The sequence below is a fragment of the Streptomyces sp. NPDC001222 genome (assembly GCF_042896945.1).
GTDB lineage: Bacteria > Actinomycetota > Actinomycetes > Streptomycetales > Streptomycetaceae > Streptomyces > Streptomyces gibsoniae.
Map to the genome: position 1 here is coordinate 24,225 of NZ_JBIAXT010000021.1, position 18,914 is coordinate 43,138.

The 18,914-nt window shown below is 71.6% G+C and carries 15 protein-coding genes and 1 tRNA gene; 5 read left to right on the forward strand and 11 right to left on the reverse strand.

From position 1 onward, the window contains the following. Positions 1-306: 306 nt before the first annotated feature. The gene (gene ppc / locus ACFY2Z_RS25685) at positions 307-3,039 is read left to right on the forward strand and encodes a phosphoenolpyruvate carboxylase (protein WP_390746455.1); all 2,733 of its coding nucleotides are present in this window, start codon (positions 307-309) and stop codon (positions 3,037-3,039) included. A gap of 94 nt (positions 3,040-3,133) precedes the next feature. Here the strand turns inward: ppc and ACFY2Z_RS25690 are convergent, their stop codons facing one another. The 7 genes from ACFY2Z_RS25690 to ACFY2Z_RS25720 form a co-directional block, all read right to left on the reverse strand. Beyond that, on the reverse strand, positions 3,134-3,625 hold the full coding sequence (locus tag ACFY2Z_RS25690; protein WP_390746456.1) for a hypothetical protein: 492 nt from the start codon (positions 3,623-3,625) through the stop codon (positions 3,134-3,136). A 65-nt stretch (positions 3,626-3,690) separates the two neighbouring features. Further along, positions 3,691-4,293: an aminoacyl-tRNA hydrolase gene (gene pth, locus ACFY2Z_RS25695; protein WP_311697569.1), complete on the reverse strand. Its 603-nt coding sequence runs from the start codon at positions 4,291-4,293 to the stop codon at positions 3,691-3,693. A gap of 69 nt (positions 4,294-4,362) precedes the next feature. Next, positions 4,363-4,956: a 50S ribosomal protein L25/general stress protein Ctc gene (locus tag ACFY2Z_RS25700; protein ID WP_390746457.1), complete on the reverse strand. Its 594-nt coding sequence runs from the start codon at positions 4,954-4,956 to the stop codon at positions 4,363-4,365. A gap of 196 nt (positions 4,957-5,152) precedes the next feature. Next, positions 5,153-6,127, reverse strand: a complete 975-nt coding sequence (locus ACFY2Z_RS25705) for a ribose-phosphate diphosphokinase (protein WP_390746458.1) — start codon at positions 6,125-6,127, stop codon at positions 5,153-5,155. A gap of 144 nt (positions 6,128-6,271) precedes the next feature. Then, entirely contained in the window at positions 6,272-7,717 is a 1,446-nt protein-coding gene (glmU, locus tag ACFY2Z_RS25710; protein WP_390746459.1) for a bifunctional UDP-N-acetylglucosamine diphosphorylase/glucosamine-1-phosphate N-acetyltransferase GlmU, read from the reverse strand. A 123-nt stretch (positions 7,718-7,840) separates the two neighbouring features. Continuing rightward, a tRNA-Gln gene (locus ACFY2Z_RS25715) sits at positions 7,841-7,916 on the reverse strand. A gap of 14 nt (positions 7,917-7,930) precedes the next feature. Beyond that, positions 7,931-8,791 (reverse strand): hypothetical protein, encoded by an 861-nt coding sequence (locus ACFY2Z_RS25720; RefSeq protein ID WP_390746460.1) that lies wholly within the window; start codon positions 8,789-8,791, stop codon positions 7,931-7,933. Positions 8,792-8,957: 166 nt separating this feature from the next. On the opposite strand from ACFY2Z_RS25720, the gene ACFY2Z_RS25725 reads away from it, so the two are divergent. Next, on the forward strand, positions 8,958-10,280 hold the full coding sequence (locus ACFY2Z_RS25725; RefSeq protein ID WP_390746461.1) for a sensor histidine kinase: 1,323 nt from the start codon (positions 8,958-8,960) through the stop codon (positions 10,278-10,280). Between the two features lie 48 nt (positions 10,281-10,328). On the opposite strand, the gene ACFY2Z_RS25730 is transcribed toward ACFY2Z_RS25725, so the two are convergent. Both ACFY2Z_RS25730 and ACFY2Z_RS25735 read right to left on the reverse strand, forming a co-directional pair. After that, the gene (locus ACFY2Z_RS25730; protein WP_390746462.1) at positions 10,329-10,823 is read right to left on the reverse strand and encodes an SUKH-3 domain-containing protein; all 495 of its coding nucleotides are present in this window, start codon (positions 10,821-10,823) and stop codon (positions 10,329-10,331) included. Between the two features lie 85 nt (positions 10,824-10,908). Next, positions 10,909-11,409, reverse strand: coding sequence for a YwqJ-related putative deaminase (locus tag ACFY2Z_RS25735; protein WP_390746463.1), 501 nt, complete (start codon positions 11,407-11,409; stop codon positions 10,909-10,911). Between the two features lie 263 nt (positions 11,410-11,672). Here ACFY2Z_RS25735 and ACFY2Z_RS25740 point away from each other — a divergent pair, with 263 nt between their 5' ends. The 3 genes from ACFY2Z_RS25740 (at position 11,673) to ACFY2Z_RS25750 (ending at position 16,586) form a co-directional block, all read left to right on the forward strand. Continuing rightward, on the forward strand, positions 11,673-12,701 hold the full coding sequence (locus ACFY2Z_RS25740; RefSeq protein WP_390746464.1) for an SMI1/KNR4 family protein: 1,029 nt from the start codon (positions 11,673-11,675) through the stop codon (positions 12,699-12,701). Between the two features lie 9 nt (positions 12,702-12,710). Further along, on the forward strand, positions 12,711-15,392 hold the full coding sequence (locus tag ACFY2Z_RS25745; RefSeq protein ID WP_390746465.1) for an SUKH-4 family immunity protein: 2,682 nt from the start codon (positions 12,711-12,713) through the stop codon (positions 15,390-15,392). A 309-nt stretch (positions 15,393-15,701) separates the two neighbouring features. After that, on the forward strand, positions 15,702-16,586 hold the full coding sequence (locus tag ACFY2Z_RS25750) for a cellulose-binding protein (protein WP_390746466.1): 885 nt from the start codon (positions 15,702-15,704) through the stop codon (positions 16,584-16,586). A 52-nt stretch (positions 16,587-16,638) separates the two neighbouring features. On the opposite strand, the gene ACFY2Z_RS25755 is transcribed toward ACFY2Z_RS25750, so the two are convergent. Both ACFY2Z_RS25755 and ACFY2Z_RS25760 read right to left on the reverse strand, forming a co-directional pair. Continuing rightward, positions 16,639-18,303: a cation acetate symporter gene (locus tag ACFY2Z_RS25755; RefSeq protein WP_390746467.1), complete on the reverse strand. Its 1,665-nt coding sequence runs from the start codon at positions 18,301-18,303 to the stop codon at positions 16,639-16,641. Further along, a complete protein-coding gene (locus tag ACFY2Z_RS25760; protein WP_390746468.1) occupies positions 18,300-18,743 on the reverse strand; it encodes a DUF485 domain-containing protein in 444 nt (147 codons plus the stop codon). Before ACFY2Z_RS25760 ends, ACFY2Z_RS25755 begins: the two co-directional genes overlap by 4 nt. Positions 18,744-18,914: the final 171 nt, after the last annotated feature.

The window sequence follows — 18,914 nt, forward strand, 5'->3', positions numbered from 1 at the left end:
GGCGTCCCCTGTGGGGTCGAGTGGTCGAGGCAGATGCCGGGCTACAGGTTCCAGGATTCTTCCGGGATCTGACCGGAGACCTTACGGTTCCGTAACCTACGGCGACGTAAGTATGGCAGTGCGTTGCTCAGCGGCAAGAGCCCAAGAGCCTGCGCGTCCGCGTGGACACCTATCCTTGGAATCGGTCGGACAGCGCGGTCCGCTCTGTTTTCTTCCCGGATGCCCGGTCCGTATGCGGCGCCCGCCGCGCGGCACCCGTCCGGGTCCCCTCCCAGACGAGCTTCAACACTGCAAGGAGCCGCACCTGTGAGCAGTGCCGACGACCAGACCACGACGACCAGCAGTGAGTTGCGCGCCGACATCCGCCGACTGGGTGATCTGCTCGGCGAGACCCTCGTCCGGCAGGAGGGCCCCGAACTCCTGGACCTGGTCGAGCGAGTCCGCCGGCTCACCCGCGAGGACGGAGAGGCCGCCGCGGAACTGCTGCGCGGCACCGAACTGGAGACCGCCGCCAAGCTGGTGCGCGCCTTCTCCACCTACTTCCACCTGGCCAACGTCGCCGAGCAGGTCCACCGCGGCCGCGAACTGCGCGCCAAGCGCGCCGCCGAGGGCGGACTCCTCGCCCGCACCGCCGACCGGCTCAAGGACGCCGACCACGACCACGTGCGCGACACAGTCCGCAACCTCAACGTGCGCCCGGTCTTCACCGCGCACCCCACGGAGGCGGCACGCCGCTCGGTCCTCAACAAGCTGCGGCGCATCGCCACCCTCCTGGAGACGCCGGTCCTCGACAGCGACCGCCGCCGCCACGACACCCGCCTCGCCGAGAACATCGACCTCGTCTGGCAGACCGACGAACTCAGGGTCGTCCGGCCCGAACCCGCCGACGAGGCCCGCAACGCCATCTACTACCTGGACGAACTCCACGCCGGCGCCGTCGGCGACGTCCTGGAGGACCTCACCGCCGAACTGGAGCGCGTCGGCGTCAAGCTCCCCGACGAGACCCGCCCCCTCACCTTCGGCACCTGGATCGGCGGCGACCGCGACGGCAACCCCAACGTGACCCCTCAGGTCACCTGGGACGTCCTCATCCTCCAGCACGAGCACGGCATCAACGACGCGCTGGAGATGATCGACGAACTGCGCGGCCTGCTCTCCCAGTCCATCCGCTACACCGGCGCCACCGAGGAACTCCTCGCGTCCCTCCAGGCCGACCTGGACCGGCTGCCCGGCATCAGCCCCCGCTACAAGCGCCTGAACGCCGAGGAGCCCTACCGGCTCAAGGCGACCTGCATCCGCCAGAAGCTCGTCAACACCAAGAAGCGCCTCGCCAAGGGCACCACGCACCAGCCCGGACGCGACTACCTCGGCACCACCGAACTCCTCAGCGACCTGCGGATCATCCAGACCTCGCTGCGCACCCACCGCGGCCATCTCTTCGCGGACGGCCACCTCGCCCGCACCATCCGCACCCTGGCCGCCTTCGGCCTCCAGCTCGCCACCATGGACGTCCGCGAACACGCCGACGCCCACCACCACGCGCTCGGCCAGCTCTTCGACCGGCTCGGCGAGGAATCCTGGCGCTACGACGACATGCCCCGCGAGTACCGGCACAAGCTCCTCGCCAAGGAACTCCGCTCCCGGCGGCCCCTCGCCCCCACCCCCGCCCCCCTCGACGCCGCCGGCGCCAAGACCCTCGGCGTCTTCGAGACGGCCAAGCGGGCCCTGGAGGTCTTCGGCCCCGAGGTCATCGAGTCCTACATCATCTCCATGTGCCAGGGCGCCGACGACGTGTTCGCCGCCGCCGTCCTCGCCCGCGAGGCCGGCCTCGTCGACCTGCACGCCGGCTGGGCGAAGATCGGCATCGTCCCCCTCCTGGAGACCACCGACGAGCTCAAGGCCGCCGACACCATCCTCGAGGACATGCTCGCCGACCCCTCCTACCGCCGACTCGTCGCCCTGCGCGGCGACGTCCAGGAGGTCATGCTCGGCTACAGCGACTCCTCCAAGTTCGGCGGCATCACCACCTCCCAGTGGGAGATCCACCGCGCCCAGCGCCGGCTGCGCGACGTCGCCCACCGCTACGGGGTACGCCTGCGCCTGTTCCACGGCCGCGGCGGCACCGTCGGCCGCGGCGGCGGCCCCACCCACGACGCGATCCTCGCCCAGCCCTGGGGCACCCTCGAAGGCGAGATCAAGGTCACCGAGCAGGGCGAGGTCATCTCCGACAAGTACCTCATCCCCTCCCTCGCCCGCGAGAACCTCGAACTCACCGTCGCCGCCACCCTGCAGGCATCCGCCCTGCACACCGCCCCCCGCCAGTCCGACGAGGCCCTCGCCCGCTGGGACGCCGCGATGGACGTCGTCTCCGACGCCGCCCACGCCGCCTACCGCAGGCTGGTCGAGGACCCCGACCTGCCCGCGTACTTCTTCGCCTCCACCCCGGTCGACCAGCTCGCCGACCTCCACCTCGGCTCCCGCCCGTCCCGGCGCCCCGACTCCGGCGCCGGCCTCGACGGACTGCGCGCCATCCCCTGGGTCTTCGGCTGGACCCAGTCCCGGCAGATCGTCCCCGGCTGGTACGGCGTCGGCTCCGGCCTCAAGGCACTGCGCGAGGCGGGCCTCGACACCGTGCTCCACGAGATGCACGAACAGTGGCACTTCTTCCGCAACTTCGTCTCCAACGTCGAGATGACCCTCGCGAAGACCGACCTGCGGATCGCCCGCCACTACGTGGACACCCTCGTACCCGACGAGCTCAAGCACGTCTTCGAGACCATCCAGGCCGAACACGAGCTCACCGTCCGCGAGGTCCTGCGGATCACCGACGAGAGCGAACTGCTGGACGTCCAGCCCGTCCTCAAGCAGACCTTCGCCATCCGCGACGCCTACCTCGACCCGATCTCCTACCTCCAGGTCGCCCTGCTCAAGCGCCAGCGCGACGCCGCCGCCGGCGGCGCCGAACCCGACCCGCTGCTCTCCCGCGCCCTGCTGCTGACGGTCAACGGCGTGGCGGCCGGCCTGCGCAACACCGGCTGAACCAGCACCACACAACGCCAGGGGCGGTGTCCCCCGTACGACGTAAGACGTACGGGGGACACCGCCCCAAGCACAACAGGCCCTGCCACGTCGGCTACTGCAGAGCGAAGAACGTCGCCGTCAGCATCGCGAGCCCCGTCCCCGCCAGCACCCAGGCGGTACGCGTCATCCGCAGCCCGCCGGCCACCACCACCGAGGCCAGCAGCAGCGCACCGGCCAGCGGAAGCCAGGCGTACAACATGCCCGCCGGGCCCGTCCGCACCACCTCGTCGGACTCCGGCTTCACCGCCACCGCGAGGACCTCACCCCGCCGCGCGGCCACCGAGTTGCCGATCACGACACGCTTCCGGGCCGCCGACCCCGCCGTCGACGGCACATACGGGCCACTGCACGTGTCGCCGGAGCACCGGGCCACCGTCATCGTGCCCTGCTCGCGGCCCTTGGTCAGCATCACGTACTGCGCGGTGCCCCACGAACCCCAGACACCCGCGACGACGATCAACGCGGCGACCGTACCCATCACCGCGAGCCGCCCGAACCGCAGCACCGCGACGGCACCCTGAGAGGAGGAGACGGCAGAAGGCATGGCCGCGATCCTTGGCCATGCCCGCACGCCTGGTCAACTCCGGCTCCGCCAGGCGCCCCGACAAGTCAGGAGTTGTACGTGCTTTGCGCCCGCTCCAGCCCCTCGATCACCAGACACTCCACCGCGTCCGCCGCACGGTCCACGAAGTAGTCCAGCTCCTTGCGCTCCGCCGACGAGAAGTCCTTCAGCACGAAATCCGCGACCTGCATACGCCCCGGAGGACGCCCGATCCCGAACCGCACCCGGTGGTAGTCCGCGCCCATCGCCTTCGTGATCGACTTCAGCCCGTTGTGCCCGTTGTCGCCGCCGCCCAGCTTCAGCCGCAGCGTCCCGTAGTCGATGTCCAGCTCGTCGTGCACCGCCACGACATTGCCCACCGGCACCTTGTAGAAGTCCCGCAGGGCGTTCACCGGGCCACCCGACAGGTTCATGTACGACATCGGCTTCGCCAGAATCACCCGGCGGTTCGCCGGCCCCGGCGGACCGATCCGCCCCTCCACGACCTGCGCCTGCGCCTTGCCCGCCCGCTTGAACTTCCCCCCGATCCGCCCGGCCAGCAGATCGGCCACCATGAACCCGACGTTGTGCCGGTTCATCGCATAATCAGGCCCCGGATTGCCGAGGCCCACGATCAGCCAGGGACCGCCCGCATCGGTCGTCACGTCCATGTCTCCTTGATACGCGCCAGCCGCTGCCCCTCCCGGGAACAGCGGCTGACGAAACGATGACGGTGAGGATCAGGCCTCGGCGGCCTCTTCGCCCGCGGCCTCCTCGGCCGGCGCTTCCTCGGCCTGGGCGGCCAGGACCTGCAGCACGACGGCGTCCTCGTCGACGGCCAGCGTCACACCGCTCGGGAGGGTGATGTCCTTGGCGAGGACCGAGGCACCGGCCTCCAGGCCCTCCACCGACACGGTGAGCGCCTCGGGGATGTGCGTGGCCTCGGCCTCGACCGGCAGCGCGTTCAGAACGTGCTCCAGCAGGTTGCCACCCGCAGCCAGCTCGCCCTCGGTGTGCACCGGAATCTCGACGGTGACCTTCTCGCCGCGCTTCACCAGCAGCAGGTCGACGTGCTCAAGGAAGCCCTTCAGCGGGTCACGCTGCACAGCCTTCGGAATGGCCAGCTCGTTGGTCTTGCCGTCGATGTCCAGCGAGATCAGGACGTTCGGCGTACGCAGCGCCATCAGCAGCTCGTGACCCGGCAGCGTCAGGTGCAGCGGCTCGGTACCGTGGCCGTACAGCACACCCGGAACCTTGTTCTCACGGCGGACACGACGCGCGGCACCCTTGCCGAACTCGGTGCGCGTCTGGGCGGCGAGCTTTACCTCGGACATCTTCACTCCTCGTAGAAATCAGAGAACGGACGTGGTCACCCGGCCACGAACGGCCTGCTACGAAGAGCGCGTCGATTACGGACCGCCGTACCGCATGAGTACGGCCTCCCTCGCCGAGCAACTTCAGCAGTCTACTCGGAGAGGGAGGCCGCACCCAAAAGGATCACCGGCCGGCGTCACCGCCGGCCGAACAGGATCACTGCTCGTCGAACAGGCTCGTCACCGAGCCGTCCTCGAACACCTCGCGCACCGCGCTCGCGATCGTCGGCGCGATCGACAGCACCGTGATCTTGTCCAGCTCCAGCTCACCCGGCGTCGGCAGCGTGTTCGTGAACACGAACTCGCTCACCTTCGAGTTCTTCAGGCGGTCCGCCGCCGGACCCGACAGCACACCGTGGGTGGCCGTCACGATCACGTCCTCCGCGCCGTGCGCGAACAGGGCGTCCGCAGCCGCGCAGATCGTGCCGCCCGTGTCGATCATGTCGTCGACCAGGACACAGATGCGGCCCTTCACATCACCGACGACCTCGTGCACCGTCACCTGGTTCGCCACGTCCTTGTCGCGCCGCTTGTGCACGATGGCCAGCGGCGCACCCAGACGGTCGCACCAGCGGTCGGCGACCCGCACCCGGCCCGCGTCCGGCGACACCACGGTCAGCTTGTCGCGGTCCACCTTCTGGCCCACGTAGTCCGCCAGCAGCGGCAGCGCGAACAGGTGGTCCACCGGGCCGTCGAAGAAGCCCTGGATCTGGTCCGTGTGCAGATCCACCGTGAGGATGCGGTCCGCGCCGGCCGTCTTCATCAGGTCCGCGACCATGCGCGCCGAGATCGGTTCACGTCCCCGGTGCTTCTTGTCCTGCCGCGCGTAACCGTAGAAGGGCACGATGACCGTGATGGAACGGGCCGACGCGCGCTTCAACGCGTCGATCATGATCAGCTGCTCCATGATCCACTTGTTGATCGGCGCCGTGTGGCTCTGGATCAGGAAGCAGTCGGCACCGCGCGCCGACTCCTCGTAGCGGACGTAGATCTCGCCGTTCGCGAAGTCGAAGGCCTTCGTCGGGACGACCCCGACACCCAGCTGGTGGGCGACCTCCTCGGCAAGCTCGGGGTGGGCGCGGCCGGAGAAGAACATCAACTTCTTCTTGCCGGTCGTCTTGATCCCGGTCACAGCACTGTCTCCTCAGAGGTGTTCTCGGCTCGGTGCGAGAGGCCTTGCGCAGCCGTCCCCGCGGGACGCGAGCGGCTGTCTCGGCTGGTGGGGTAAGGGTGTGCACTTATCACGGTACGCCGTGTCAGACGTACCTGTTTCCACTCAGTCTTCGCCATCCGGTTCCCGGGAGGCCGCCTCGGCCGCCTTCGCGGCCGCGCTCCCCGGACGCTTGCGGGCAACCCAACCCTCGATATTCCGCTGCTGGCCGCGGGCCACGGCCAGCGAACCGGGGGGCACGTCCTTGGTGATCACGGACCCCGCGGCGGTGTACGCGCCGTCCCCGACCGTGACAGGAGCCACAAACATGTTGTCCGAGCCGGTACGGCAGTGGGACCCCACGGTGGTGTGGTGTTTGTCCTGTCCGTCATAGTTCACGAAGACGCTGGCCGCACCGATGTTCGTGTACTCACCGATCGTCGCGTCGCCCACGTACGACAGATGCGGCACCTTCGTGCCCTCGCCGATCGCGGCGTTCTTGGTCTCCACATACGTGCCGATCTTCGACTTCAGCCCCAGACGCGTGCCCGGACGGAGATACGCGTACGGCCCCACCGACGCCTGCGGCCCCACGACCGCGCCGTCGGAGACGGTGTTGTCCACCCGCGCCCCCGCACCCACCCGGGTGTCCGTCAGCCGCGAGTTGGGCCCGACCTCGGCCCCCTCGCCGATGTGCGTGGCACCGATCAGCTGCGTCCCCGGCTGCACCACCGCGTCCTGCTCGAAGGTCACCGTCACATCGATCCAGGTGGTCGCCGGATCCACGACCGTGACGCCCGCCAGCATCGCCTCGGTCAGCAGCCGGTCGTTGAGGATGCGGCGGGCCTCGGCCAGCTGCACCCGGTTGTTGATGCCGGCGATCTCCCGGTGGTCGCCCGCGACGGACGCGCCGACCCGGTGCCCGGCCGACCGCAGGATGCCGAGGACGTCGGTCAGGTACTCCTCGCCCTGGCTGTTGTCCGTCCTGACCTGCTTCAGGGCCTCGGCGAGGAGCTGCCCGTCGAAGGCGAAGACACCGGAGTTGATCTCACGGATCGCGCGCTGGGTGTCGGAGGCGTCCTTGTGCTCGACGATGGCGGTGACGGCACCGGAGCCGTCCCGGACGATACGGCCGTAGCCGGTGGCGTCGGGGACCTCCGCGGTGAGCACCGTGACGGCGTTGCCGTCCTCCTGGTGGGTGCCGGCCAGGCGCCGGAGCGTCTCGCCGGTGAGCAGCGGGGTGTCTCCGCACACGACGACCACCGTGCCGTCGACGGAACCGCCGAGCTGCTCCAGGCCCATCCGGACGGCGTGGCCGGTGCCGTTCTGCTCCGCCTGGACCGCGGTGCGCACGCCGGGGTCGATCTCGGCGAGGTGGGCGCCGACCTTCTCGCGGGCGTGGCCCACGACTACGACGAGGTTCTCGGGCTCCAACTCGCGCGCGGCGGCGAGTACATGTCCGACGAGGGAACGGCCGCAGATGTCGTGCAGGACCTTGGGTGTGGCCGACTTCATACGGGTGCCCTCACCCGCTGCGAGAACGACGACGGCGGCCGGGCGGATGGCGCTCACGGGGATGCCCTTCGGCTTCATGGGGTGGGGTGGACATCCGCAGGATACCGGGGTGTTCCTGGGGGGACATGAGAGCGGGCCCTGACGGTGCTGTCAGGGCCCGAACCTGGGGCTTGTGCGCTGTGGCTCCCCCGCAAGGATTCGAACCTTGTCCTGCTGGTACCAAAAACCAGTGTGCTGCCAGTTACACCACGGGGGACAGCGCTTCAGACCTTACCGGAGACGTGCCTGGGCTTGGGCCACGATTCCCTCCCACCAGCCCTCGATTCGGTTGTACAGACCGGCGCTCCTCGCCACGTGGACGACCAGGCAGCCGTGGTAGTCGTCGGCGATGTTCTTCCGGACCGTCTTCGGGTTGTGCTTCTTGAGCGTCGGCTTCGCGAAGACCGACACGTCGACGTCGGCGATGTCGGCCCAGTAGCGCTGCGCGGCTTCCACATCTGCGGATTCGTGGATGAGCACCCGGAAGCCGAGGCGTTCCCGGTCCACCTCGAGCAGGTCGAGCCAGGCGAGGTAGGTCCGGATCACCCCTGGGTCGCTGTTGACGAAGACGACCCGCTCGCGCCGGTCGTACGGTTTGCTCTTCGACCCTTCGGCCCAGTACAGCGCGACCCCCGCCACGAAGAGCTCGCGGTCCGTCAGTTCCCCGATGTCGCCGACCGCGGCGAGTCTGATCCTCTTGCGCTCTTCGTCCTCCGCGGCGCGGCGCCTTGCCAGGTCTTCGCGCATGAGCGTCTGCTGCTCTTCCGGCGTGAAGCGCGGCTCGGGCCTCGGCAGGTCCCGTACCCACAGGGAGACCGAGCTCCGGGAGCATCCCAGTTCCGCCTCGATCCGGTCGTAGGTCCAGCCCTCCAGTCGTAGCTCCCTCGCCCTTGCGCGCAGGTCGTCCTTGGCGTTCGGGCGTTTCGTCCAGGCCGGTGGGGGCTCGCCCTTCACCAGCTGGTTGAGGATGTCGTTGTCGTAGATCTTCAGCTCGTCGCGGATCTGCCGGAGGCTGTGGCCCCCGCGGCGCAGCGCCACCGCCCGCTCCCGTAAGCCCTCGAAGTCCGCGTACCTGCCCCGTGTGTGTGCCATGGGCACAACCTCGGGTGGAATCCGGGCTTCCGGGGTCGAACGGTGTGCGATTCAGCAGTTCGAGGGATTCCGGACGGTTTCGCTTCTGTTTGATTACGGAGTGTGGTGTGACGCGGCCGTGGAAACTCACCGGAAAACCGCCGCTCCGCGCCCGTAGGCTGGAGCCATGACCACGACGGGGGAAGTCCGCGCGGGGGCCGAGGAGGGCCCCTGGTGGTGGGGGCGGTGGCGCAGTGCCGTGCTCGACATATCGCTCGCCGCGCTGTCCGCCATGGAGTGCGCGATCGAGGGGGTCCAGTTCTCGCGGGACGCCGGCATGTTCGTCCCTGTGGGGATGGTGTTCGGGCTGTTCGCCGGTCTCAGCCTGCTGCTGCGGCGCCGGTGGCCGGTCGCCGTCGTCCTCGTGTCCGTAGCGATCACGCCCGCCCAGATGGGGTTTCTGATGGGCGTGGTCGGGTTGTACACCCTGGCGGCCTCGGAGCTGCCGCGGCGGATCACCGCCGCCCTCGCGGGCATGTCGTTCTTCGGGATGTTCATCGTGACGTATGTGCGGGCGCACCAGGGGGTGGTCCGGGGCGATCTGTCGATCGCCGGGGGGTTCATCCCCTTTCTGTCCGTCACCACGGCGCTCGGTATGACGGCTCCGCCGGTGCTGCTCGGCCTGTACGTCGGTGCCCGGCGCCGGCTGATGGAGAGCCTGCGGGAGCGGGCCGACTCGCTGGAGCGGGAGTTGATGCTGCTCGCGGAGCGGGCGGAGGAGCGGGCCGAGTGGGCGCGGAACGAGGAGCGGACCCGGATCGCCCGGGAGATGCACGACGTCGTGGCGCACCGGGTGAGCCTGATGGTCGTGCATGCCGCCGCGTTGCAGGCCGTGGCCCGGAAGGATCCGGAGAAGGCGGTGCGGAACGCCGCGCTGGTCGGGGACATGGGGCGACAGGCGCTGACCGAGTTGCGGGAGATGCTCGGGGTGCTGCGGACGGGGGAGGGTGCCGTGGGGCGGGCCGCTCCGTCCGCGGTGCCGTTGGCGGCCGTGGGGGCGGCGGCCGCGGCAGCGGCGTCGCGGGTGGCCGAGGAGTCCTCCGAGGGGCCGTGTCTTGCCGAGTTGGAGGAGCTGATCGGGCAGTCGGCCGCGGCCGGGATGGTCGTGAACCTGTCGGTGGAGGGTGAGGTGCGGCTGTATGCGCCGATGGTCGAGCAGACCGCGTACCGGGTGGTGCAGGAGGCGCTGACCAACGTGCACAAGCACGCGGCGGGCGCGAAGACGCATGTGCGGCTCGCGCACCGTACGGCGGAGATCGCGATGCAGGTGGAGAACGAGCCGCCGCCGGAGCCGGGGTCGGCTCGGGCCGTGCGGCTGCCCAGCGGGGGCAATGGCCTGGTGGGCATGAAGGAGCGGGTCAGCGCGCTGGGCGGGGTGTTCGTGTCGGGGCCGACGGACGCGGGCGGGTTCCGGGTGTCGGCGGTGATCCCGGCCCAGGCGGCGGCGTAGCGGGGTGTCGTCAGGCCGGTCGCGTCGCGAGTCGCACGGCGTGTGCGGTCACCCGGCGGTGAGGCGTACCGGCTCGATGCCCGTCAGCAGGGTGGCGAGGCCGTGGTCGATGTCGGGGCCCAGGTACCAGTCGCCGGTGTGGTCGAGGGAGTAGACGCGGCCCTCGGTGTCGATGGCGAGCAGGGCGCGGCTGTCGGACTCCTCGCCGAGCGGGCAGACCTGGGTGTCGAGGGCGCGGCCGAGGTCGCCGAGGGTGCGGGCCATGTGGAGGCCGTGCAGGGGGTCCAGGTGGAGGGTGGCCGGGGCGAGCTGGCGTCCGGGGCCCTGTGCGGTGATGTGGAGGTCGCCGAATTCGGCCCATGCCTCGACGGCCGCGGGGAACACCGCGTGCCGGTGGCCCGCCGGTGAGGCGTGGCCGCGCAGGGTGTCGGCCCAGAGTTCGGCCTGTTTTATGTTCCATCGGCCGGGTTGCCAGCCGGCCGTGCGCAGTGCGGCGTCCACGGGGACGGGGAAACGTGTGCTTGAGGAGCGGTCGGCGTGCATCTGCCCTTCGTTCGTCGAGTGCCGTGGACCGGCGCGTGCGCCGTCGTGCGGTGTGTGGTGTGCGGTGGGTCGAGGCGGGGGAGTGTCAGCTCTGCGCCGTGGGGTCGACGATGCGTACGCCGAAGTGGTTGCTGAGCGCGGTGCAGGCGCGACAGGGCGCGGCGAAGCTGCCGTGCAGCGGGTCGCCGTCCTCGCGGATGCGGCGGGCGGTGAGTTTGGCCTGTTTGAGGGCCTTGCGGGCCTCGCCGTTGGTCATCGGCTTGCGGGCGGCGCGTTTGCTGCGGTCGGCGTCGGCGGCGGTGATGTGGCGGGAGATGAGGATCGCCTCGGCGCACCGTCCGGTGAAGCGGTCGCGCTGGCCGCTGGTGAGGCTGTCGAGGAAGTCCTGGACGAGCGGGTGCAGGGCGGGGGGCTGGTCGCCGCGTGCGGCGGTGCCGGTGAGGGTGGCGCCGCGGACGGAGAGGGCGGCGGCGACGGTCGGGAGTATGCCGTCGCGGCGGTGAAGCAGGGTGGGGACGACGGCGGCCTCGGCGGAGCTCCAGCCGATACGTGGGTCGCCTGACGTGTCTGTTTGTGTCGCGTTCATGATCTTTTTCCCCTCCCTTGCATCCCCCCGGCGGGAACACAGACTGCCAAATGCCGTGCCGGGTGCGGAAGCTGGGGCAGCACGACACGCCAGGGCTTCGGCGTACGGTCACGGCCGGGTGACGGCTGGTCACGGTACCGGCGGCCGGTCGGCCGGGGTGGCCCGGTGGCCCGGTGACCGGTGTCGTCGTACCGCATAGGCTGTCGATGTCCGTGAAGACACCGCCGTACAGGCCAGACAGATCGCCGCAGGGGGCAACCGTCATGACGACAGGTCGGCTCGGGCTGGGGGTGCCTCCCGGCAGCCAGGCCGGGGGACACGCCGCACCGCCCAACGCGGCCTACGCGGGGCAGGTCGTGCACTTTCCGGACCCGGTCCGGGCCGCTCGTCATCCGGGAGGGGTGCGGGTGGACCCGTACGGCTATCCGGACTTCTCGTTCTACGCCCGTGCCGTCGCGGAGATCGCGGACCCTCCGGAGGGTTTCGGCGTCGACGAGTTGCGGCTGACCGACTATGTGTCGGCGAACGCGGCGCTGGCGCTGTCCGGGCATGAGCTGTGGGACGCGACGCCGGCGGTGGCGACGCCGCACGGCTGGACGTGGCATCACGTCCGTGGCTCGCGCCGGCTGGAGTTGGTCCCGGTCGAGGTGAAGGCGTTGCTGCGGCACCACGGCGGGATCGCGACGGCGGCCGTCGACCAGGGCAAGCGGGGGACGCGGCCGTTGCAGGAGAAGCGTCCGGCGCACTTCGGGCTGCCGAAGTCCGCGGTGGCGGTGACCGAGCAGCAGGTCCAGGGCGCCGAGGAGGATCTCGGCTATCGGCTGCCGGGCGCGTACCGGTCGTTCCTGAAGGCGGCGGGCGGTTGTGCGCCGGTGGGCGCGGCGCTGGACGTGGACTTGGGGCTGCTGGTCGACCAGCCGTTCCTGACGGTGCGCGACGAGGCGGCGGTCAACGACCTGGTGTACGTGAACAAGTGTCTGCGCGACCATCTGACCAAGGACTACCTGGGCGTCGGTTTTGTGCAGGGCGGTCTGCTGGCCGTGAAGGTGAAGGGCGACCGGATCGGTTCGGTCTGGTTCTGTGCGTACGACGACGCGCGTGACGTGGACGCTTCGTGGACGCCCGCCGAGCGGGTGGAGCGGCTGTTGGTGCCGTGCGGTGACGACTTCGACGCCTTTCTGTCGCGACTCGCCGGTAATCCGCCGGAGTTGGAGACGGTGGCGAATCTGATGGTGGACGGCGGGTTCGCGCGTGCGGTGCCGGTGGCGTCGGCGTCCGAGGCAGGGGAGTGAGTTCGGACGATGGTGACCTTCGCTCAGGCGCAGGAGCGCGCGGAGGAGTGGATCAACGGGGACGTCCCGTCGTACCAGCATCGCGAGGTGCGGGTGCGGGAGTTCGGGCTCGGTTTCGTGGTGTGGGCGGAGGACCGGGCCGACGGGCCGCGGTCGGACGGGGGTGCGCAGCGGATCGTCATCGCGCGTGACAGCGGCGAGGCGACGCTGTGGCCGGGTCTGCCGGTGGGTGAGGTGATCCGCCGTTACGAGGAGGAGTACGGGACGAAGGAGACGGCGGCGCAGCCGGCGCCGGCTCCGGCGGCCCGGTCGGATCTGAACCAGACGTCGTTCCTGTTGACCCCGCCGGAGTGGGGCGAGGAGGCGGCGGACCGGAAGGGGACTCCGGAGCAGCGACTGGGCGGCGGGGGGCCGGCGGGGGCGGGGGCTTCCGCGCCTGCGCCCGCGTCCACGGGTGCGGGTGCGGGTGCGCGGGATGTCTCCGGTACGTCGGGAGGCGCTGGGGGCGCGGGTCCGGCGTCCGCGGCGTCGTGGCCCGCGGCCGGCGGCGATGACGAGGTGCGGGACGCGGTGCCGGTGGCGTCCGCGGGGGTGACTCCGTGGGCGGGGACCGACACCAGCGCCGAGGCGGGCGAGGACGGTTCGGTGCCGCTGCCGGAGACCGTGTTCGCGCCGCAGCCGAGCGACGCCGACAGGGGTGCGGCGCCGGTCGCGCCGCCTGTGCCGCCCGCGGCGGCCCTCTCGGTCGCGGCGGCCTCCAAGACGCCGGCGCCTCCGGGAGCGCCGGGCGCGCCGGGTGTGCCTACGGCTTCGGGTGTGCCGCAGGGTCCGCCTCCGCCTCCGGGGCCCGCCCCGGTCGGTGGGCCGCAGCCGCCGGGAGCGCCGGGCGCGCCGGGTGTGCCTCCGGCTTCGGGCGTGCCGGGTGTGCCTCCGGCTTCGGGTGTGCCGCAGGGTCCGCCTCCGCCTCCGGGGCCCGCCCCGGTCGGTGGGCCGCGGCCTCCGGGCGTGCCGGGTGTGCCTCCGGCTTCGGGTGTGCCGCAGGGTCCGCCTCCGCCTCCGGGGCCCGCCCCGGTCGGTGGGCCGCAGCCTCCGGGCGTGCCGGGTGTGCCTACGGCTTCGGGTGTGCCCGGTGCGCCCACGCCTCCGGGTGGGCCGCAGGGTCCGCCTCCGCCTCCGGGGCCCGCCCCGGTCGGTGGGCCGCAGCCTCCGGGTGTGCCTCCGGCTCCGGGCGTGCCGGGTGTGCCCGGTGCGCCTACGCCTCCGGGTGTGCCGCAGCCTCCGGTCGGTCCGTCCGCGCCCGGGCCGCGGCGGGCGCCGAACGCCGAGGACATCGCGGACGCCGCGACCAGCAAGGCGGCGCCGCCGCGGGCCCCGCGCGCCGGCGGTGCGCCGCATCCGCCCAGCGCCCCTGGCGCGCCGGGGGCGCGGCCCGCTGTCACGCCGGGCGCTCCCGCGGGCGGTTACGCCCCCACTCAAGTCGTCTCGCAGCTCCCGGACGGTCCGGGCGTGCCTCCGGCCCCGGGCGCCCCGAACCCGCCGGGCGCGCCCAACCGGTCCGGTGCCCCCGCCCCCGGTGCCGTGCACCACGCCGAGACCATGCTTGCCGGTCCTCCCGTGGGCGGTCCGGGTGCGCCCCCGCCGCCCCCGGGGGCTCCGCAGCCGGTGCCGGGACAGCCGGTGCCCGGGCAGCGGCCCTCGTACGGCTATCCGCAGAGCAGGCCCACCGTGGGCCCCGGCTACCAGGCCGTCCTGCGCTACCGCGCGCAGGACGGTTCGGAGCAGCAGCTGATCCGGCGTTCGGCGCCGGGCACCCCGCACCCGGAGTGGCAGATCTTCCATGAGCTGCGCGCCATGAACGTGCCGCCGGGCCAGGTGCTGGAGCTGCACACGGAGCTGGAGTCGTGCGAGCTGCCGGGTGCCTACTGCGCGCGGATGATCCGGGAGAACTGGCCGCAGGCCAGGATCGCGAGCATCGCCCCGTACGGCACCGACCATGCCTCGCGTCAGCAGGGCATGCAGCAACTGCTCGCACATCAGGGTGAGTTGCATCAGGTCGCGGACGGTCCGGCGCGTCCGGCTCCGGTGCGTGCGCCGCTGCCGCCCGTGCAGCCTGCGCCGCCGGTCCCCCCGGAGGGCATCGCGCAGGAGCTGGCCGCCGCCTTCGGGCCGGGGATCTTCCGGTTCGAGCAGGCCGCGGTCTCCCGGCAGGGCGTGCCGCCGATCGTGGCGCAGCTTCTGATGGTGGCGGGACTGCCGCTCGACATGGGCCCGTTCTTCTGGGCGCAGGCCCAGCCGGGTCGGCCGGTGCCGACGCTGGCCGAACTGGCGCAGGAGCGCGGGTTGCCGCCGGCCTCGGACGCGGGCTCGTATCTCGTTGTCGGCAGCGACTTCGGCAAGGCGATCTGTGTGCAGTACGGCACGGCGAACATCGTCGCGGTGCCCGTGGAGGCGGGGCCCGGTGGTGCTCCCGTACCGCCGCAGTATGTGAACACCGGGCTGCCGGAGTTCGTGCGCTGTCTGGCGCTGCTCGGCCGGATGTGGCGGCTGAGGTACGGGCTGAACCAGGAGCAGGCGGGCCATTGGACCGTCGACTTCCAGGCGCAGTTGGCGGCGCTCGATCCGGCGGCGCTCGGTTCGCCGGACAGCTGGTGGTCGGTGCTGCTGGAGCAGATGTGGGACGGTCTGCTGTGACGGCTCGCTGCTGACGTTCCGTCAAGGGCCGGGCCCGGTCGCACTCCTTCGTGCGACCGGGCCCGGCCATTTCCGTGTCGGTGGATGCGAGGCGGGGGCGCGGGTGATGCGCTTGTGTGTGCGCCGTGGCGTGCGACGGCGTGTGGGGCCCTCGGTGCGAGGGTGCGCGCGGTACCCCGCGTGCGCCTCCTGGCCTGCCCCGGTCCATTGCTTATGTGCGGAGTGTCGTGTTATGAACACTTCCGTCTGATCCACAAGGATGTGCGCGAATCGTCGCTTCGTGTGGGTCAGGTGGAGAGGGGTTCCACGATGAGCAGCGCATCGGGGTCGCCGCACGGCTTTGTGTCCGTGCGGCGCGGCTACCGTCCCGACCAGGTCGACGCGTATACCGCGGCCCTCTCGCGGGAGCGTGACGACGCCTGGGAGCGGGCCGCCCGGCTGACCGTGCTGGCCAAGGACATGGAGGCCGGACTGGCGCGGCTGCACGAGAGAGTGGCGCAGTTGCCCGCGCAGAGCTATGAGGCGCTCGGCGACGGGGCCCGGCGGGTGTTCGGCCTGGTGCAGGAGGAGGCCGAGGCCGTGCGGGAGGGCGCGCGGCAGGACGCGGTCCACCGGGTCACGCAGGCGGAGGAGGACGGGCGGCGGGTGCGCCAGGCCGCGCAGGCGTACGCCGACGAGGTGCGCGGCGAGGCCGAGGAGTTGATCCGGACCCGGCTGCTGGCGGCGCGGGCCGAGGCCGACGAGGTACGGGTCGTGGCGCGGCGCGAGGTCAAGGAGGGGCGCGCGCAGGCGCTGGCGGTGTTGCGGGAGGTGCGGCGGCGCACCGAGGCCCTTCTCGCGGAGCAGGAGCGGGAGCAGGCCGAGCGGTGGGAGGGCGAGGAGCGCGCGGAGGCCGAACGGCTCGCGGAGCTCCAGGCGTGGGAGGAGGGGCGGGTGGCGCAGGCGCAGGCCGCTCTGACGGAGGCGCAGCGGGCGCTCGCCGAGGCCGGGGAGTCGTCCCGGCGGGTGCAGGGGGACGCCCAGGCGCGCGCGGCGGAACTGGTCGCCGAGGCGCGGCTGCGGGAGGACCGGATCGCGCGGGAGACGGAGCGGGTGCTGCGGGAGCACGGCGAGATGTGGGACGGCGTGCAGGCCCAGATGGACCATGTGCGCAACAGCCTCGCCATGCTGACGGGCCGCGCGGCGGCGGAGTAGGTCCCCTGCGGGGCCCGCGGAGCAGGACCCCGCAGGGGACCGTCCGCGCGGGTCAGCCGCTTCTGCGGATCGCCCCGGCCAGGATCCAGCCCTCCACGGCCTCGTACTGGCGGCGCTGCTCGGCGGCCTGGCGGCGGCCGGAGGCGATCGTGCCCAGCCAGCCGTAGGCGAAGCCCAGCGGGATGGAGACCAGCCCGGTGGTGGTGAAGGGGAACCAGTTGAAGTCGGCGTCGGGGAAGAAGGCGGTCGGCGACCCGGAGACCAGATTGGTGCCGGTCATCAGGAGCAGCACCGTCAGCGTGCCGCCGATCAGCGTCCACAGCAGCCCGGTCCGGGTGTAGCGGCGCCAGAAGAGCCCGTACACGAGGGCCGGTGCGAGCGCGGAGGCGCCGATGCAGAAGGAGAGCGTCACCAGCGGCTGCAGTCCGCGATGCTGGACGAGGGTGGCGAGCAGGATCGCCGGTGCTCCCACCGCCAGCGCAGACAGCCGGGCCAGGGCCATCTCGCGGCGCGGTGGCATCTCCTGTACCCGGGCCGCGAACACGTCGTGCGCCAGGGAGTTGGCGCAGGCGAGGATCATCCCGGCGACGGAGGCGAGCAGGGTCAGGAAGATCGCCGTGGCCACCGCGGTGAACAGCGCGGTCCCCGCGGTGGACACGGTCGCCCCGAACGCGGCCCGGCTGCCCAGCAGATAGGCGGTGTTGCCCTCGGGGTCGGCGGCCGCGATGGTCTCGCGTCCGACCAGGGCGGTCGCGCCGAACCCGACCACCGCGATGACGGGGACGAAGAGGGTCACCGAGGGCACCGCCCAGGACAGTGAACGGCGCACCTGCCGGGCGCTGTTCGCGGTGTACATCCGCATGGTGATGTGCGGCAGGCAGGCGCCGCCGAGCACCACCGTCAGCTCCGAGCTGATCATGTCGAGGCGGGGGGCCGGGCCGCCCGCGAACTCCAGGCCCGAGTGCAGGAAGGCGCCGCCGGCCCCGCTGTTGCCGGCGGCGGCCGTGAGCAGCGCGCCCGGGTCCCAGTCGAAGCGGCGCAGGATCAGTGCGGCGACGGCGATGCCGGTGCCGAGCAGCATCACGATCTTCAGGATCTGGATGAGGGCGGTGCCCTTCATGCCGCCGATCGCCGCGTAGCTGATCATCAGGGCGCCGAGGCCGATGATGCAGCCGGTCTTCAGGGAGTCGCCGGAGAATCCGAGGAGGAAGGCGAGCAGGTTGCCGGTGCCGGCGAGCTGGACGAGCATCATCGGCAGCAGCGCGGCGAGGGTCACGCCGCAGGCGGCCATGCGCACCGCCCGGCCCGGCATGCGCCGGGCCAGCACGTCGCCCATGGTGAACCGGCCCGCGTTGCGCAGGGGTTCGGCCAGCAGGAACATCAGCAGCATCAGCAACAGGGCCGTGCTCAGGGCGAGGACGACACCGTCGTAGCCGGTGAGGGCGATGATCCCGCCGGTGCCGAGGACGGTCGCGGCGGATATGTAGTCCCCGGCGATGGCGAGGCCGTTGCTCATCGGGGAGAGGGAGTTGTAGCCGGTGTAGAACTCGTCGAGGTCGTCGCGGTCGGGGCCGGTCATCACGCACAGCAGCAGGGTGACCGTGGCGATGGCGGTGAACGCCACCAGCGACATGGTCTGTGCGGAGTCGCTGAATCCGGTGAATCCGACGGCGGGGCCCGCGGCGTTCGTGGTGACGAGCGCGTTCGCGGCGGTCATCGTGCGCTCTCCCGCCTGACGTCCAGCGCGGCCTGCCGGCGGATGCGGTCCGCGATCGGGTCGACGGTGCGGCGCGCGCTGTACTCGTAGAGGCCGATCGCGAGGCAGGTGACGGGGACCTGGACCAGGCCCAGCAGCAGGCCCGTGGTCAGGCCGCCGGAGACGGGGGTGGTCATGAAGGACGGGGCGAACGCGGACAGGATCAGAAACAGCGTGAAGTAGCCCAGCGCGGTGAGGGTGGCCACGCGCCGCTGCCGTCGATAGGCGGTGCGCAGCACCCTCAGGTCGCTGTGGTGCCCGAGGGGCGGGTGGCTCGGCGGCCGCCGCCGCCCCTGGGGGGCGGGCTGCGGCTGCCAGGGGTAGGTGGGATACGGCGGTGCGGATTGATGGGGCGGAGGGTGCTCGGGGTACGAGTGCGGCGACCAGAATGCGTCGGACATCCCGTTTCTCCTTGCGTGGCTCGGGTCCGTGGCGGCGGACCGCAGGGAGCGGTGGGCGGCGACGCACGCTACTCGCGGCGATCGGGGGCCCGCAGGGTTTTCACCGAACTGACCGGTAGGTATGCGCTTACTGCGCTGACCTGCGGTGTTACCCGCGTTTACTCCAATTCT

Excerpts from the sequence above, each read along its gene's own strand:
- ACFY2Z_RS25690 (WP_390746456.1), bottom strand. The coding sequence starts at position 3,625 with ATGCCTTCTGCCGTCTCCTCCTCTCAGGGTGCCGTCGCGGTGCTGCGG.
- pth (WP_311697569.1), bottom strand. The coding sequence starts at position 4,293 with ATGGACGTGACGACCGATGCGGGCGGTCCCTGGCTGATCGTGGGCCTC.
- ACFY2Z_RS25700 (WP_390746457.1), bottom strand. The coding sequence starts at position 4,956 with ATGTCCGAGGTAAAGCTCGCCGCCCAGACGCGCACCGAGTTCGGCAAG.
- ACFY2Z_RS25720 (WP_390746460.1), bottom strand. The coding sequence starts at position 8,791 with ATGGCACACACACGGGGCAGGTACGCGGACTTCGAGGGCTTACGGGAG.
- ACFY2Z_RS25725 (WP_390746461.1), top strand. The coding sequence starts at position 8,958 with ATGACCACGACGGGGGAAGTCCGCGCGGGGGCCGAGGAGGGCCCCTGG.
- ACFY2Z_RS25730 (WP_390746462.1), bottom strand. The coding sequence starts at position 10,823 with ATGCACGCCGACCGCTCCTCAAGCACACGTTTCCCCGTCCCCGTGGAC.
- ACFY2Z_RS25735 (WP_390746463.1), bottom strand. The coding sequence starts at position 11,409 with ATGAACGCGACACAAACAGACACGTCAGGCGACCCACGTATCGGCTGG.
- ACFY2Z_RS25740 (WP_390746464.1), top strand. The coding sequence starts at position 11,673 with ATGACGACAGGTCGGCTCGGGCTGGGGGTGCCTCCCGGCAGCCAGGCC.
- ACFY2Z_RS25745 (WP_390746465.1), top strand. The coding sequence starts at position 12,711 with ATGGTGACCTTCGCTCAGGCGCAGGAGCGCGCGGAGGAGTGGATCAAC.
- ACFY2Z_RS25750 (WP_390746466.1), top strand. The coding sequence starts at position 15,702 with ATGAGCAGCGCATCGGGGTCGCCGCACGGCTTTGTGTCCGTGCGGCGC.
- ACFY2Z_RS25755 (WP_390746467.1), bottom strand. The coding sequence starts at position 18,303 with ATGACCGCCGCGAACGCGCTCGTCACCACGAACGCCGCGGGCCCCGCC.
- ACFY2Z_RS25760 (WP_390746468.1), bottom strand. The coding sequence starts at position 18,743 with ATGTCCGACGCATTCTGGTCGCCGCACTCGTACCCCGAGCACCCTCCG.